General features: G+C 40.6%; 11 protein-coding genes. 5 read left to right on the forward strand and 6 right to left on the reverse strand.

All coding sequences use genetic code 11. The annotated features are described in order from the left end of the window. Positions 1-211: 211 nt before the first annotated feature. Positions 212-955, forward strand: a complete 744-nt coding sequence (locus tag DZC72_RS14140; protein WP_125223550.1) for a tyrosine-protein phosphatase — start codon at positions 212-214, stop codon at positions 953-955. A gap of 190 nt (positions 956-1,145) precedes the next feature. Here the strand turns inward: DZC72_RS14140 and DZC72_RS14145 are convergent, their stop codons facing one another. From DZC72_RS14145 to DZC72_RS14160, 4 genes are read right to left on the reverse strand one after another with little or no spacing between them, the layout of a single operon-like run. After that, positions 1,146-3,518 carry a GumC family protein gene (locus DZC72_RS14145; protein WP_125223551.1) on the reverse strand — a complete coding sequence of 791 codons (2,373 nt, stop codon included), beginning with the start codon at positions 3,516-3,518 and terminating at the stop codon, positions 1,146-1,148. 49 nt (positions 3,519-3,567) lie between these two features. Next, positions 3,568-4,329: a polysaccharide biosynthesis/export family protein gene (locus DZC72_RS14150; RefSeq protein ID WP_125223552.1), complete on the reverse strand. Its 762-nt coding sequence runs from the start codon at positions 4,327-4,329 to the stop codon at positions 3,568-3,570. Positions 4,330-4,375: 46 nt separating this feature from the next. Continuing rightward, a complete protein-coding gene (locus DZC72_RS14155; RefSeq protein WP_125223553.1) occupies positions 4,376-6,316 on the reverse strand; it encodes a polysaccharide biosynthesis protein in 1,941 nt (646 codons plus the stop codon). Beyond that, positions 6,313-7,401 carry a DegT/DnrJ/EryC1/StrS family aminotransferase gene (locus DZC72_RS14160; RefSeq protein ID WP_243641757.1) on the reverse strand — a complete coding sequence of 363 codons (1,089 nt, stop codon included), beginning with the start codon at positions 7,399-7,401 and terminating at the stop codon, positions 6,313-6,315. Before DZC72_RS14160 ends, DZC72_RS14155 begins: the two co-directional genes overlap by 4 nt. Positions 7,402-7,678: 277 nt before the next feature. Between DZC72_RS14160 and DZC72_RS14165 the strand changes: the two genes are divergently transcribed. The 4 genes from DZC72_RS14165 (at position 7,679) to DZC72_RS14180 (ending at position 14,371) form a co-directional block, all read left to right on the forward strand. Then, positions 7,679-9,076, forward strand: a complete 1,398-nt coding sequence (locus DZC72_RS14165) for a nucleotide sugar dehydrogenase (RefSeq protein ID WP_125223555.1) — start codon at positions 7,679-7,681, stop codon at positions 9,074-9,076. Further along, positions 9,073-10,104, forward strand: coding sequence for an NAD-dependent epimerase/dehydratase family protein (locus DZC72_RS14170; protein ID WP_125223556.1), 1,032 nt, complete (start codon positions 9,073-9,075; stop codon positions 10,102-10,104). The genes DZC72_RS14165 and DZC72_RS14170 overlap by 4 nt, the downstream gene beginning before the upstream one ends. Positions 10,105-10,140: 36 nt before the next feature. After that, positions 10,141-11,415, forward strand: coding sequence for a nucleotide sugar dehydrogenase (locus DZC72_RS14175; protein ID WP_125223557.1), 1,275 nt, complete (start codon positions 10,141-10,143; stop codon positions 11,413-11,415). Between the two features lie 1,084 nt (positions 11,416-12,499). Beyond that, positions 12,500-14,371 (forward strand): Ig-like domain-containing protein, encoded by a 1,872-nt coding sequence (locus DZC72_RS14180; RefSeq protein WP_125223558.1) that lies wholly within the window; start codon positions 12,500-12,502, stop codon positions 14,369-14,371. Between the two features lie 204 nt (positions 14,372-14,575). Here the strand turns inward: DZC72_RS14180 and DZC72_RS14185 are convergent, their stop codons facing one another. After that, positions 14,576-15,484, reverse strand: a complete 909-nt coding sequence (locus DZC72_RS14185; RefSeq protein ID WP_125223559.1) for a hypothetical protein — start codon at positions 15,482-15,484, stop codon at positions 14,576-14,578. Between the two features lie 6 nt (positions 15,485-15,490). Beyond that, entirely contained in the window at positions 15,491-16,954 is a 1,464-nt protein-coding gene (locus tag DZC72_RS14190) for an MBOAT family O-acyltransferase (protein WP_125223560.1), read from the reverse strand. Positions 16,955-17,069: the final 115 nt, after the last annotated feature.

A 17,069-nucleotide genomic window follows, 5' to 3' on the forward strand; every position in this document is an offset into this window, starting at 1 on the left:
TTTTTGAATCCTTCCTTAAATACAGGAAATACAGTGAAAAAACCGATGAGGGAAAGCAGCTCCATTGTCTTGTAAACGAACTTAAAATTCTGGCAATTTCCTTGTTCTTAATGTCGTAAATGAAATATCTTCGAGCCATAAAACAATTTTTCGTCCATTTTTTAAAAAATAAATCGGTACTTCCGAAATAAAAATTTCCTTAACTACTTAGATGTTTAGTTTTTTTACAAAAAAGCACTTTTTAATTGACCATTTGGATGGTTTTGTGGATATCCATAATCATATACTGCCGGGCATTGACGACGGCGCAAAAACGGTGGAAGATTCACTTGCCCTTATTACCGGTTTCAAAGAATTTGGTGTGAAAGATTTTATCTGTACGCCCCATATTATGGAAAACTACTACCCCAATACGCCGGATACTATCAACAATTCGCTGGCCCTTTTGCGGAACGGTTTAAAAATGAACGATTTAAACCATGTTTGTTTAGAAGCTGCCGCGGAACACATGATCGATGCAGGCTTTGAAGGGAAATTGGAAGAAAACCGCATCATGCCACTTGCAGAAAGCTATGTCCTCATAGAAATGTCCTATTTGCAACCTTCCCTGAATTTATTCGATATGGTGGAAAAAATCTCCGAAAAGAGCCTCTACCCTATTTTGGCCCATCCAGAACGCTATAACTTTTTACACGGGAAGCTAAAGTCCTTTGAAGAGTTCAAAAAGAAGGGTATGCTCCTGCAATTGAATATTCTTTCTGTATCCGGCTATTATGGCACAGAAGTACAAAAGACGGCAATGTCCCTTTTGAACAACAATCTTTTGGATTTTATTGCGACGGACATACATAACCGCAAACAATTAAATGCCTTAAAGGAAATGGAGCTAAAGCAGTCCGTCATAGATTCATTACTTCCTATTATCGAAAGGACCACCTACAATTTTCGAAGATAATTTATACTCAGGGAGTTTTAGGTGAAAAGGAAGAATCCTTCGAGATTTTGAGTTTCAAAAATTCCAGGTTTCAATAAAAAAAGCACCCCGTTTTTTTAGGTCTTGCCCTAAAAACTGGGTGCTTTTTTCAAAATAACGGGTGTGGACACCCTTTATTACAGGAGCTAAATTTATCTCTAAATTCCCCTATTTAAAATTTCCACCATTTTTTGGTGGTTTTGCTATAGCCATATCCATATTTTCCGCCATAACCCAAGTTGTCCAGACTAACATCGTTTACTACAAAGGACAAATTTTTCAATTTGCCTTCGGCCTTTAATTGTAATGGGAACTCCACTGCGTGTTTATCGGTGACACCCGCACGGGTCACGTAAATGAGGAAATCCGAATAGGGCGTAATCAATAGGGTATCACTAACTACCATCAAAGGAGCTGTATCAACAATAACATAGTCATACATATCTGAAACCTTTTCAAAGAGCTCTTCTACTCTGGATGACATTAATAATTCCGCAGGGTTTGGAGGGATTTTTCCAGAATAAATTACGTCGATGGTATTGTGATGTACCAACATAGGGTTTATGATGTCATTAATCTCAATTTTATCATTGAAAATAAATTCGGTTAAACCGGCATCCTTGTTCTTGCCTGCACCGCTTTTCATTTTATCGATGGAATCACCCGTGAAAAAGGAATAAAATTTTGGGTTTCGAATATCAGCCCCAATTAATAACACTTTCTTATTCGTACTTGCCAATATCATCGCAAGATTCGTAGAAATAAAAGTTTTACCCTCCCCAGGCACACTGGAGCTAATAAAAATCCTGTTGTTCTTTTTATGATCTACCGCAGTTTTGGATTTTATAAGGTAATCCAAGTTGGTTCTCAATATGCGCAGGGCCTCGGCCAGAACGGATCGGTCATCCTTAATAATTAGCTTTTGGTCTTTTTTTCCTAAACTGGGTAACTCCCCTAGTACAGGAACATCCTTGGTAATATCTTCCAAGTTATGCTTGTTGTGAATTTTGGTATCCAACAAATCCTTACCATAAATAACACCAAATGGGACCAACAGCCCCAATATCAAGGCGGCCAAATAGGTCATGGCTTTTTTTGGCTTTACGGGATTTGGACTGGCCAGATAGGCCCTATCCACAATGTTCGACTTTGGAGCCGCGGAGGCAAAGGCGATTTGGGATTCTTCCCGTTTCTGTAATAAATAGAGATATAATGATTCCGTGGTTTCCTGTTTTCGGGTGATATTTCGTAATTCACGTTGGTTCTCAGGTGCCGAATAGATTGTGCCCTGAATTCTCCCCAATTGGCTTTGTAAAGTACTTACGTTCATACCTACATTACGTTCAAGGGCGTCCAAACTAGACTGCATGGTAGACTTTATACCATTCAATTGACGGTCTAGATTGACTATCATTGGGTTTTGTTCGTCCGCACTCTGCAAAAGTCGCTTCCTTTCCGCTACAAGGGTATTATATTGTGTCGTTGCCTGAGCTATAGCACCACTTCCCACATCTACTACAGGCATTTCCTCAAAACCGGTCTCTTGGCTTACATAATCTTTTAAACCGCTTACGACTTCCAATTGCACGCGTGCATTTTCTAAATTTTGACGACTACTGGCACTCACTTGTACGGCGGCACCAACTTCCAAACCAGATCCGGTCATCCCCTTTTGCGTCAACATTTCCTGTGCATCTTGGTCTACAGTTGTTAGGGTGCCTGAAATAAGTTGTATTCGATTGTCAATGAATTCTGAGGTCTTGTCCGCAATCCGCTTCTTGTCCTCCACAGCATTTCTATTATAGATTTCGATCAACGTATCAATGATATCCCTGGCCTTGTTTGGCAGGGAACTGGTCATGGAAATGTCCAAAATGTTAGAATATTCCCCGGTTTCCGCAATGGTAATGGCATCCTTATAACCAATGGCGACTTCATCAACCGGATTGATTTGTACTTGATATCGTTTACCTTCCAAACTACCAGGATCATCTACATTGGGGGTGATTAAGATATCACCCAAAGGAGTAGGCATCCCGGCTCCGTAGGAATACACTTTATTGGGCCCGTTTTCATCCTCGGAAAAATAATAGGTAGTAGCCGTATTCAGCTCAATAAAAAACTTGTATTTGGCCTTGTTCAAGGTTGAGTCTGGAGCGATCACATTGATATTAAAGGGCTCGTTGCCATAGACCTCGGAATTGATAATATTCCCCAAGGAAACTATCTTTATATTGGTACCCAGTTCCTTGACAACCTCTATATAGTTGGAACGCGATCCCAATATTTGGATTTCGTCCTCAATTTCGCGGGAATTACCGGATAAAATATCCAAATCCTTGAAAACGCTCAGTTCGCTAGTGGCATTTTTCTCTTGAACCACCTGTATTTGGGAACTAATCTTATACTCAGGAATGGTATATCGGATATTTATATAGGCCAGAACCAAAGCAATGATGGCAGACAATAAGAACCACTTCCATTTGCTTAGATACACATTCAATACGTCACTTAAACTGTCGTACTTCTTAAAGGGATCGTTCATATAGTATAAATCTTTTTTTCAGTAATAAGTAAAATACCAAAAACAAAGGTTAATTTCTAGTTAGTAAGATTACAGTAGAGGTAATTAATACAGAGGCTATAGATACTAGAATAGAGGCCCTGTTATCCAAGTTGGATGTTCTCACAGCGGAATTATTGGGTTCTACGTAGACCACATCGTTCTGTGTTAGATAGTATACCGGGGAATTCAAAGCTTCCTTTTTGGTAAGATCAATTCTGTTGTACACCTTGGTTCCATTAAAATCCCGTATGACCAACACATTGTCTCTTTCCCCTTTAATATCCAAATCCCCGGCAAGTCCCAGGGCTTGGAAGATGGTAATCTGTTCTCCGTTTACCGGATAGGTGCCAGGATTACGTACCTGTCCCAAAACGGTCACAACAAAGTTGTTCAAACGAATATTAATTATTGGATCCTTCAGATAAGGTGACAGCTTTTCCTTCAATAACACTTGGGCTTCCTGTGGCGTCAGTCCTAAAATTTTAACACTTCCAATGACTGGAAAGTCTATGTTTCCGTCCTTGTTAACGATGTAATCGATTTGTTCTGGAATAAAACCTCCCTGCTGGGAGCCCCGGAATAAATTGAAGGGCATACTCGCTTCTGGGTCCAAGGTGGAAACATTGATACTGACCAAGTCGTTGGTCTTAAACTTGTAGGCATATAAATTATCACCTACAAGAGTTTCAAAATCGTTGGCATCGTTAAAATAAACAAGGTCCTTTTTGGAAGCGCATGACCCCAAAAGCAGAATTAATATAAGGGACGTAAGAATTTTTCTGTAGTTCATGGTTGGGTGTTTAAAGCTAAATAGTGTAGTGATAAAATTTCAAATATTAGGATTGTACAATCTTTAAGTTAGGTGTTGGTTTAGGCTCATTGGAGCTATCTGTTTTTGAATCGAATTCACTCAATGTGGAGTTTTGGGAAATGTACTCGGGCACTATTTCCTTCATCAATCGTACGGTATTGCCATTAAAGAACATGTTCGTGATGCATAGTTCATCGATTTTGGAACGCACCTTGGCATAATCCAACTCCCTTACCTTACTGATCTTAATTTTTTTGTGGTAGGTAGGCATGGTATTCTCACCGTTAGCCAATAATTCCTCGTACAACTTTTCACCCGGCCTTAATCCTGTGATTTTGATATCGATATCCTCTGGATACCGTAAACCGGACAGTTTGATCATGTTCTTGGCCAAATCAAAGATTTTGACGGATTCTCCCATATCGAATATAAAGATTTCCCCGCCTTCGCCCATGGCACCTGCTTCTAATACCAATTGGGAAGCTTCCGGTATGGTCATAAAATAACGTGTGATTTCTTTATGCGTCAGTGTTAGCGGGCCACCTTTTTCTATTTGTTTACGGAACAAGGGTATGACAGATTCGTTGGAACCCAAAACATTTCCAAATCTTGTAGTTATGAATTTGGTTTTATTTTCCTTTTGCATACAGCTGATGTACATCTCGGCAATCCGCTTGGAGGCTCCCATAACATTGGTAGGGTTAACTGCCTTATCCGTAGAAACGAAAACGAACTTTTCAACTCCGTGGATAAGGGATAGGTCCGCAATCGTTTTGGTACCCCCTATATTGATTTTGATGGCCTCATAGGAATTGTATTCCATTAAGGGAACATGTTTGTAGGCGGCTGCATGGAAAACCACATTCGGTTTATGTTCCTCAAACAGTTGGTTCATTCGATTTTTATCCCGGATATCCCCTACTATGGGAATGAAGTTATGAAAACCATTCTGTTTTAGTTCCTGTTGCAGGTCATATAGAGCGGATTCCGCTTGATCGACGACAAGCAAGGAATTATATCCATAATTACAAATTTGCCGAACGATTTCACTTCCAATGGAGCCTGCTCCTCCGGTAACCAAAATGGTTTTGTTCAAAAGCGCTACTTCGATCTTACTATTCTTTATTTGAATCGGCGCCCTGTCCAACAGGTCTTCTATCTGAACTTGTTTTATCTGGGAAACCTTTAGTTCTCCGTTGATCCAGTCTTCGATCGGGGGAACAATTTTGACAACCACGGGATAATCCACAAGGCCTTCCACCGTTTTCCTCAATTTCAGGGAATCTATATTCTGAATGGAGAAAATGATCTCTGAAATCCTGTTTTTCTCTATAAATTCCTTGGTTAGCGTCCTTCTGGCAAAAACGGGAACCCCATTTATTTTTTTACCTATTTTCTTTACGTCCCTGTCAATATAACCCAATACGCGGTATTCGCTTTGGGCATGGTTTGTAATGGCACCATGGGTCAAAACCCCAGAGTCGCCTGCACCATAGATGAGCACATTCTTGAAAGGCCTGTTGCCCTGATGCATGCCATTGTAAAGGGACTTAAAAACAAATCGTGAGGCCGTTAGTCCTATAAATGTTATTAGGCTGTTGATAATGATAATGGACAAGGGAATGGTGAATAGTGAGAACATACCGAACAATCTGTTCGAAAGCACGATAAAAATCACCAGAATACTGGAGAGGCATACTGCATTAAAAATATTGTATACGTCACGCACGCCCGTATGCCTTACCACACCCTTGTAGGAACCAACGATTAAAAAAGCGGCCAAGGAGGTTAGGAGTACCAAGGGCAATTGGACCAAAAGATTGGAAACTTCAAAATCCAGAGTTAGGTTAAACCGTATGAGATAGGAAAGCACAAAGGCGAAAGCTACGGTAACCAAGTCTATTACTAGAACCAACCATTTTGAAGCGTAACGCTCTGCATTATAGGTTATGTATTTTTGAATCATGCTAAGACATTTTTAATGATGGTAACAACACGTTCCAAATCCCCGGGCTCCAAATTGGAGCCACTGGGCAAGCACAATCCCCTTTCAAAGAGGTTTTCTGAGGTTCCATCCATAAACTGTTCATACTTCTGGAAAACAGGTTGCAAATGAAGTGGTTTCCAAAGGGGCCTAGATTCAATATTTTCGTCCAATAGGGCCAAACGTATTTTTTCCCTTGTCCCATAATTCGCTGTTAAGATACAACTTAACCAGCGATTGGAAAAAAATTCTTCGGGCTCGGGCAAAAATGAAATTCCGGGTACACTCCCTAGTTCCCTCTCGTAAAACGCATAATTATTTCTTCTGGAAGCCACGCGAAGATCCAAGACCTCCATTTGACCCCTGCCAATACCTGCCAACACATTGCTCATACGATAGTTATAGCCTACATGGCTATGCTGGTAATGGGGGGCATCATCCCTGGCTTGGGTGGCCAAGAAAATGGCTTTGTCCCTTAACTCCTTGTTTTTGGAAACTAAGGCCCCGCCGCCAGAGGTAGTTATGATTTTATTCCCATTGAAGGACAATATCCCTATGGTGCCAAAGGTGCCACAGGAAATACCCTTGTATTTACTGCCCAAGGCCTCGGCACTGTCTTCTATCACAGGTATGTTAAATTCTTTTGAAATGTCACCAATGGCCTCCACCTGGTAGGGCATACCATATAAATGTACTGCAATGATAGCTTTTGGCTTTTTAAAGTGTTCAATCCTATGTAAAATTGCTTCCCGTAATAATTCAGGACTTAGGTTCCAAGTACCTGCCTCACTATCAATAAAAATAGGTTTTGCCCCTAGGTAAAGAATGGGGTTTGCTGAAGCGGAAAACGTTAGGCTTTGGCATAGGACCTCGTCCCCGGGACCTACGCCCAATAATTCCAAGGCCAAATGGATGGCTCCCGTTCCGGAACTCAACGCCGCTACATGTACATCATTTTCCAATTTGGTTTCCAAGGCCTTTTCAAAAGCGTTTACATTGGGACCTAAGGGTGCTACCCAATTGGTATCGAAAGCTTCATGGATGTACTTTAATTCGTTTCCGCCCATGTGCGGAGAGGATAGCCAAACTTTAGTAGGATTTAGTACGGTTTTCAAAGGGTTTATTCGTTTAGGGTTACAAATATAGTCACCAAAATTAATCATATCTGTGCTCAATTGAAGGAATAATTGGACAATATTCGTCTAATTCCTATAATTGATCGGTTAAACGGATTTTGACCATCATTTTAACCGTCTTGAAGGGGATTTGGTCTTTTTATCATCGGGTAGCCTTTTATATACTTTTTTAATTTGTCATCTTTGCCCTTTATTTGTAAATATCAAAATGAAAAAAATTTCCAAGATTTGCTGTATTGGGGCGGGCTACGTTGGCGGTCCTACCATGTCCGTCATTGCCAACCAATGTCCCCATATACAGGTAACCGTAGTGGACATCAATGAAGCCCGTATCGCCCAATGGAATACAGAGGATTTGAATCAATTGCCCATTTACGAACCTGGCCTCAAGGAAATCATAGCGGAAAGCAGGGGAAAAAACCTGTTTTTTTCCACGGAGGTGGACCAGGCCATCGCCGAGGCCCAAATGATATTCATCTCCGTCAATACCCCTACCAAAACCTATGGCAAGGGTAAGGGACAGGCGGCCGACCTAAAATTTGTAGAACTTTGCGCCCGGAACATCGCCAAGGTGGCCAAAGAGGATAAGATCGTGGTAGAAAAGTCTACATTGCCCGTAAGAACGGCGGAAGCCATTAAAAACATTCTGGACAATACCGGAAACGGAGTACGTTTTGAGATATTGTCCAATCCGGAATTTTTGGCGGAGGGAACGGCCATAGAGGACCTTTTACATGCAGACAGGGTCCTTATTGGAGGGGACGACACGCCTACCGGCAAGGCTGCCAAGAACGCTCTAAGCGAAGTGTACGAAAACTGGTTGCCCAAGGAACGTATCCTTCAGACCAATGTTTGGTCCTCGGAATTGTCCAAGCTGGTGGCGAACGCCTTTTTGGCACAACGGGTTTCCTCCATAAACTCCATTTCCGCCCTCTGTGAAAAAACCGATGCCAATATAGCTGAAATTTCAAGGGCCATAGGATTTGACAGTAGAATAGGACCCAAATTTTTGAATGCCTCTGTAGGCTTTGGGGGATCTTGTTTTCAAAAGGATATTTTAAACCTCGTCTATATTGCCCGCAGCTTTGGCCTCCCGGAAGTGGCGGATTATTGGGAACAGGTCATTCTTATGAACGACTATCAAAAACGTCGCTTTGCCGATCTTATGATCCAAACCCTCTACAATACCGTTTCCGGGAAGAAAATCGTATTGTATGGTTGGGCCTTTAAAAAGGATACGAACGATACCCGCGAATCCGCCGCCATTTATATCGCGGATGCCCTCATGGACGAACAGGCCCAATTGGTGGTATATGATCCCAAGGTTCCCAAAGAACGCATCTATGCGGACCTTGATTATTTGGGCACGCGCGACCCACAGAAAAATAGGGACTTATTGACTGTGGCAACGGACCCTTTGGAAGCCACACGCGATGCACATGCGGTAGCCGTAGTTACCGAATGGGACGAATTCAAAGGCTATGATTGGAAAAAAATATATGAGCATATGTTGAAACCCGCTTTTGTCTTTGACGGCAGGCGATTGTTGGATACCCATACCATGAGGGACATTGGCTTCAACTATTATAAAATTGGGGAAGCATGACCCTTTTGGTAACCGGTGCCGCAGGTTTTATAGGCTTCCACCTTTCCAAGGCCTTATTGCAAAGGGGATACAAGGTGGTGGGCCTGGACAACCTTAACAGTTATTACGATGTGGGCCTAAAGTTGGGCCGTTTGGAACAATTGGGAATTCCAGGCAACCAGGCCCAGGCCTTCCATAAGGAAGTGGAAAGTACTGACTACCCGGCATTTTCCTTTGTACGCATGAACCTTGAAGACCGGGAAAACCTCCCCATTCTGTTCAAAAAACATAGGTTTCAGCAGGTATGTAATTTGGCCGCCCAGGCCGGGGTGCGCTATAGTCTTGAAAATCCGGAAGCTTATGTAGATAGCAACCTAGTTGGTTTTATGAATCTTCTGGAATGTTGCAGAAATGGTAAGGTAGCACATCTAATCTATGCCAGCAGTTCCAGTGTGTACGGGTTGAACAAAAAGGTGCCCTTCGCTACATCGGACCGGGTGGACAAGCCCATCAGCCTGTATGCCGCCACAAAAAAGAGCAATGAGCTCATGGCTTATACCTATAGCCATCTTTTTGGCATCCCAACGACCGGACTTCGTTTTTTTACCGTATATGGACCGTGGGGAAGACCGGATATGGCCTATTATAGCTTTACCGAAAAAATTTTACGAAACCAAGCCATCCCTGTTTACAACCATGGCAACCTTTCGCGGGATTTCACCTATATAGACGACATTGTCAATGGTATTATTCGCATAATAGAGGTTGGGTTCCGGGCTAATAAGGGTTCCTTGGAGAATGCATGCATCTACAATATAGGTCGCGGCAAACCTGTAAACCTAATGGAATTCATACGTATTATTGGTGAACAGTTACAGATTAAACCTATACTGGATTATATGCCCATGCAGGAAGGGGATGTCCATACCACATGGGCAGACACGTCAGACCTTGTTGTCAATTATGATTACCAGCCCGTTATAGACTTGGAGGAAGGGATTGAAAAATTTATAAGTTGGTATAGGAATAGAAAAGGCCAATTCATTTAAAAACACCTAAGAAAAAAACGAAATTTATAGAAAAATATGAAAATAGGAATCATTGGATTGGGATATGTAGGCCTACCCTTAGCGGCCCTTTTTGCCAGAAAATACGCGGTTGTGGGTTTTGATATCAACCAAAAGAGAGTTGACGAAATCAATGCCGGTAAGGATACCACCTTGGAACTTACAGACCTGGATCTGGAAAGTGTCCTGATTACAAAAACAAAAAGTGAGGAACAGGGCCTTGTCTGTACGACGAATCTCCAAGATTTAGCCGACTGTAATTGCTACGTTGTCACGGTTCCTACCCCTGTGGACGATACCAAAAGACCGGTATTCACACCTTTGATAAAGGCCAGTGAAACCGTAGGAAAAGTGCTCAAGAAAGGGGACATTGTCATTTATGAATCTACGGTATACCCAGGTGCGACAGAAGAAATCTGTATTCCGGAACTGGAACGGTCCAGTGGCATGGTCTTTAATACCGACTTCTTTGTGGGGTACTCCCCGGAACGTATAAACCCGGGCGACAAACAGCATACCGTGGAGAAAATTCTAAAGGTTACCTCGGGCTCCACCCCGGAAATCGCCCAAAAAGTAGACCAATTGTACGCCTCGGTCATCTCCGCCGGTACGCATCTGGCCCCCACCATTAAGGTAGCGGAAGCATCCAAGGTGATTGAAAACACCCAGCGCGACATCAACATCGCCTTTATGAACGAACTGGCCAAGATTTTCTATCTGTTGGGTATCGATACCAATGATGTTTTGGAAGCGGCCGGCACCAAGTGGAATTTTTTACCCTTTAAACCTGGCCTTGTTGGTGGCCACTGTATTGGGGTGGACCCTTATTATTTGGCACAAAAGGCCCAGGAAAATGGATACAACCCAGATTTGATCTTGGCAGGTAGGCGCATCAATGATGGTATGGGCGATTATATTAGCTCGCAGATCATCAAGTTGATGTTGAAACACGATCTTCAGGTAAAGGGTGCGAAGGTATTGGTGATGGGTATCACTTTTAAGGAGGACTGTCCGGACATTCGTAATACCAAAGTGGTGGATATGATAAAGCACCTGAACGAATACCGGGTACAGACCACTATTTACGACCCTTGGGCAGACCCCAAGGAAGTAGAACATGAATATGGCTTAACCACCGTACAGGAAGCGCCCAAGGAACACTTTGACCTGTTGATCTTGGCCGTGGCCCATAAGGAATTCATTGAGGGGGACCTCAGCCCGTTCAAACACGAAAAAACCCTAGTCTATGACGTTAAAGGAAAATTGAAAGATGGTTGGACGGCGAGGCTTTAGGGAGTTCTTGGTTTTTAGTTCTTTGTTTTTAGGTCTTAGTTTACAGTTCAAGAAAGAAAATAAAACCTAGCATAAACTACAAGATATAGTACGAAGTACTAGGACTGTTAATTGCTAATTGATAGACGTTAAACGCTTAAAAGTTTTTAGTTAAACGTTATTAGTTCATATTCCGAGGGATTATGAATTGTACTTCGTTTCTTTCTGAAAGACTAAGGAAAAACTTTTGTCATGCTGAGCAATGCGAAGCATGCCACTGCTAAGCAAACCCATTGGTTCAAGGGATTCTTCACTGCACTGCTAAACGCCAAAAGCTAAAAGCCAACAGCTAATAGCTAAAAGCCATTCCCAAATTCTAAAATCTAAATTCCAAATTCCCACATCCAGCTTCAAACTTTTAACTTTGCACTCCGCACTCGGAACCGCTAAACGCTTTTTTTTAATTTTTTCTAACTTTTGGATTCAAGTTTGAAGTTTCAGGTTTCAGGTTTTAAGTTTTTTATCGAACTTTTCATTTTTCATTTTTCACTTCTAACTTTCAACTGTGCACTCCTCACTCCTCACTCTGCACTCCGCACTCTGCATTCTGCATTCTGCACTCCGCACTTGGTATCTCTAACCGCCAAAAACCAACAACCAACAACGAACTACGAACAACCCCTGCCCTGAGCGTAGTCGAAGGGAACAACCATCAACGAACAACCCCTGCCCTGAGCGTAGTCGAAGGGAACAACCAACAACGAACAACCCCTGCCCTGAGCGTAGCCGAAGGGAACAACCAATTTTACCGTTCATCGAATATACTCTTAATAAAATGTTAAAAACGCCGATAAAAACATCTAAATCAACGTCCAACGGCGTAACTACCCTGTTTTGAACTGAAAAAAGGAAAACACGTGTATCAAAAAATGTTGTGGAAAATGGCGCCCAAGACCCCAAAAAAATCGCTGATTGCAACAAAAAATTTAGCAAAAGAGTGCAGTTCATCGAAAAAAATGTGCTTTTCAACCGACAGTTAAAATTAAGTGTTATACTTGTTTCCCAAATACTATGAACCATTAATTCTTATTGCAATTACCTACTTATGAAGCTTACCTACCCCACCCTAAGCAAGGCATGTCTCGGATTGATTGCCAGCTTCTCCCTTTATTCCTGTAGCAAGGATGCCGACCTACTCTCGGACTATGTAATTAACAACGACGCCAAGGATGTCCTCAACAAATTAGTCGTGGACGATAGTTTTTATGTGCGTGCCCAACGTACCCTTATTTTGGATGTACTCAGCAACGATGCTTTTGAAGATTTGGGCAATGTACGGATTATCAATACCACCGCCCCAGAATTGGGAACGGTAGTCATCAACGATAATAACACCTTGACTTATACGGTGTACGAACCTGTGGTAACGGAAACTACACCTCCCGCCACGGAAACTACACCTCCCGCCACAGAAACGACGCCTCCCGCCACAGAAACGACTCCTCCGGCCACGGAAACGGCACCTGAGCCCTCACAACCAGCGCAGGAACCGGCACCGGCACCTGCCGCGGAGGAGGACACCTTCACGTATACGGCCGAAGAAACCGATGCCAGTGGCAATACCACCACACAGCAAGCCACGGTTACCGTAAACATTATTAATGATAAGGCCCCTACTACGGGTGCCAACGTATTTTATGTAACCGCCAATGGATCGGCCGGCAATAATGGAAAAAGCGAGAGCGCCGCCTGGAGTTTGGCCCATGCGTTTGCTAATGCTAAGGCGGGAGATTATGTACACATCAAGGCCGGTAATTATGGCGGGCAGCAGCTTTCCATCAACCGTTCCGGTAGTGCGGGCAACCCTATTGTATTTATGGGCTATAAAAACACCCCAGGTGATATTGTCGCCTCCCAAGGATCAACCTTTTCCTATGGCGACCAGGCCAATGCGGCAGAAATGCCCTTATTGGATGCCAACAACACCGGGGAAGGTATCAAAATTGGGGGCAGCTATGTGGAACTCCAAAACTTTCAGGTAAAGGATTACAGTAAGGGGATTCAGGTGACTGGAAACCACGTGCTTTTGGACAATGTGGTCGTTTTGGATATGGGCAATCAAAATGTGAGTGGCTATGATGGTTTTGGTATTCACATTATGAATACGAACAATTGCCTCGTTCAGAACTCCTATATTGAAAATGCCACCGCGGAAGCCTTTAAGATTTATGGAGGTGGAAACAATCAAGTTAGATATTTAGAAGTACGTTCAGATAACATTCCTAATCCTACGGGATATTATATACTTTTAACAAATACCGCCAACAATGTTGTTGAAGATTCTCGTGTGGAACGGGCTCCAGGGCTTTCGCATCCTGGACATGGATTAGTATGTAAATGGAATTCCAAAAACAATGTTTTTAGACGTTGTGAAACAAAATACACAAATGTTGAAATGAATTTTAGCGATGTTACTGGAAATTTATATGAAGACATAAAGATTATAGGACAAGGCAGAGATCATTATGAAGGGCATGTTGAATTTAGAAATGGGGCAAACAACAACACAATAAGAAACATAGTTATTTCTGATGTAAGTTACGCCTTCTCATTTTCTGATATAGACGATGGTTTCACACCTTCTCCCGATACCGATGCTCCAAATGCAGGCTTCAACAATTCTATACAAAATGCTACAGTTGAAAACGCAGGGGCAATTTTCAGAGCACTCCCAAGTTATACCATAGGTGGAGACATAAACGCGTTTATGCGAAATAATACATTTGAAAATTGTGCCTTCAATAATTATAGCGTTTTAGCCAACTTACTAATGCGTAATGAAGGAAATGCCTTTATTAATTGTTCCTTCAAAAATGGTTCAAATGGTGTAAAAGCAATAAATGGTAGTCCATATAGGTCGGATATAATAAATAACATAAAATTTACTAACTGCACCTTTGAAAACGCGACTCAATAGTAAGAATCATATATTATCAAGATATTAAAAAAAACAGCTCATAAATTCGCTGTTTTTTTTAAATATTCATAGACGCTTTCAATCTAAAACAACCATAAGATATTGGATTTCGATTACTGTTTGTTAACAATACATTTTTAATAATAATAGGAAAGTCCAACATTGTTTAAAGTGATTGACAAATAATTTTTTTTTACATAGCAATTAATTGCTATAGTAATTTCTCAAATATTCTATGACTTGGTTTGTAAACAATACAGCACCATCCTTATTTAAATGGGTAGCATCGTGATAATAATCACTATCACTATATTGGGAAGTTGAGTTACTGTAAATGTAGTGGTGTACCTTCTTATCCGATAGTTCCTTTATTCTCCTTTCAAAATCCGGGTTATGGGCTTTAAAATTTGGAGGAAATACAATGTGTAAATCAATATCATTTGTGAGACAAAGTTTTTGAAATCGCTCAAAAGCATTAATTAGTACCTCATTCTCTTCATTTAAGCTGTAATGATCTATCTTCCCGTAATTAAATTTGATATTTTCTTTCTGGAAGGATATGGGCATAGAACCACACACTTGTATTGAATCAACGGTATTGAAGCGTTTCTGTAAAATATTCAAATTAGATTGGTTAAATCGGGCCAAAACCAAAAATCTAGACAACACATTCTTTTCTTCTCTTTCTATTAATTCGTTATTAATATAATTGTATTTGGCAAGTGGATACATACGATCAAATCTAAAGCCCAAGGACTCATTGGATATAAATTCTACTGGATCATCAACTGTAAGTAACACTGCCTTTGGCGAAGTATTGTATTTTAAAAGAGATTCCAATAAAAACTCATGAAATTCGATATTGGAACCTGGGTAGGAGAGATTAAAAGCGGAAAGATTTAAAGAATCTTCAATTTGATGGGCTATAAGATCTCTTGCTCCTCTTGAAGATCCAAAAATGACCAGATCTTTATTTATATTACCTTCTAATAGGTTCTCCAATCTTCTATCCACTTCTAAAGAAGGAGAAATAAACAAAAAGAAGTAGAATAATTTCTCCACTACAAAGAAAACTATAGAAAACAATAATACATTTCTAATAAATTTTTTCATGCAAATCTAGAATTGAAAATATATAAACTGTTGTTCCGTACCACTAAAAACAAATAGTATGGATATTAACAAAAAATAAAAGCCCCATCTGTAAAATCTACTTCTTTTAAGCACCAAATTTTCTAGGGCATATTCATCTTCACGGCCCATCCATTCAATAAACAAAAAGAAAAAAATCAAAACTATTTTCATCACCGCAATGGCTTTTGCTTCCAAACCAACCAACTGCAAATTTGGTATGGTAAAGAATGATTGGGAAGCGATTTCGCTTATAATGGAAAAAGCATGGTTAATATTTTCAGCTCTAAAGAATATCCAAGCGAAGACCGTCAAAGTAAATGTGATAGCTATTTTAATTATTTCTTTATATGAAGGAAATAGCTTTCCTTGAGCGACAATCCCTAAATTGTTTCTATTGTTATTGGTTAAAAGTAGTGGCAAAAAATACAAGGCATTTAACCCGCCCCATACAATAAAGGTCCAATTGGCCCCATGCCAAAAACCACTAATCAAAAAAATAATAAAAGTATTACGGACTTTCATCCAAGTACCTCCCCTACTACCTCCCAATGGTATGTAGAGGTAATCCCTAAACCAAGTAGACAGGGAAATATGCCAACGACGCCAAAATTCAGCTATATCCCTTGAAAAATAAGGAAATGCGAAATTACGCATTAAGTCAAAACCAAATAATCTAGATGTGCCAATGGCTATATCCGAATATCCAGAGAAGTCACCATAAATTTGAAAAGTAAAGAACAAAGCACCTATAGCCAGTGTACTTCCAGACATTTCGTGTGAGTTATTAAAAATTTGATTGGCAAACTCTGCACAGTTGTCTGCGATAACCACCTTCTTAAATAGCCCCCAAAGTATTTGACGCATACCGTCCACCGCTTTGGAATAGTCAAATGTTCTTTTCTTGTAGAATTGTGGTAATAAATGCGTAGCTCTTTCAATAGGCCCCGCAACCAATTGCGGAAAAAAACTTACAAAAGCCGCAAACGCAATAAAGTCCTTTGTGGGTTCAAGTTTTCTTTTATAGACATCAATGGTATAACTTAATGTTTGAAAGGTGTAAAAGCTTATTCCTACAGGTAGTATTATATCTAGTGAGCTTGCATTTATTTTCTTTCCCATGAAAGAAAATGCCATTATAAAGTTATCTAGAAAAAAGTTGTAGTACTTAAAGAAACCTAAAAAGCCAAGATTTACAATTATACTTACCCATAATAAAACCTTTCGTTTTATGGCTTTGTCTTCAACTAACAACATTCTGCCAATCGAATAATCAATAATAGTGCTGAATAGAATCAAGGATAAAAATCGCCAGTCCCACCATCCATAAAATAAATAGCTGGCAACAACAATAAGCAAATTCTGAAGTCTTAGTCGTTTATTGGTAACGAACCAATACAAAAAAAACACTATTGGTAGGAAAATAGCAAAATCCAAGGAGTTAAAGAGCATTATCTTTTAATTGTTTCCTATTTTAGAAAATAAATTTTTTGGTCTAATTTTTATATAACGCAACATTTATTTTAATATTTGGTCTATTTTAAAATTTGCCACAACATAATTTTTC

This window comes from Maribacter algicola (genome assembly GCF_003933245.1).
GTDB classification, from domain to species: Bacteria; Bacteroidota; Bacteroidia; order Flavobacteriales; family Flavobacteriaceae; genus Maribacter; species Maribacter algicola.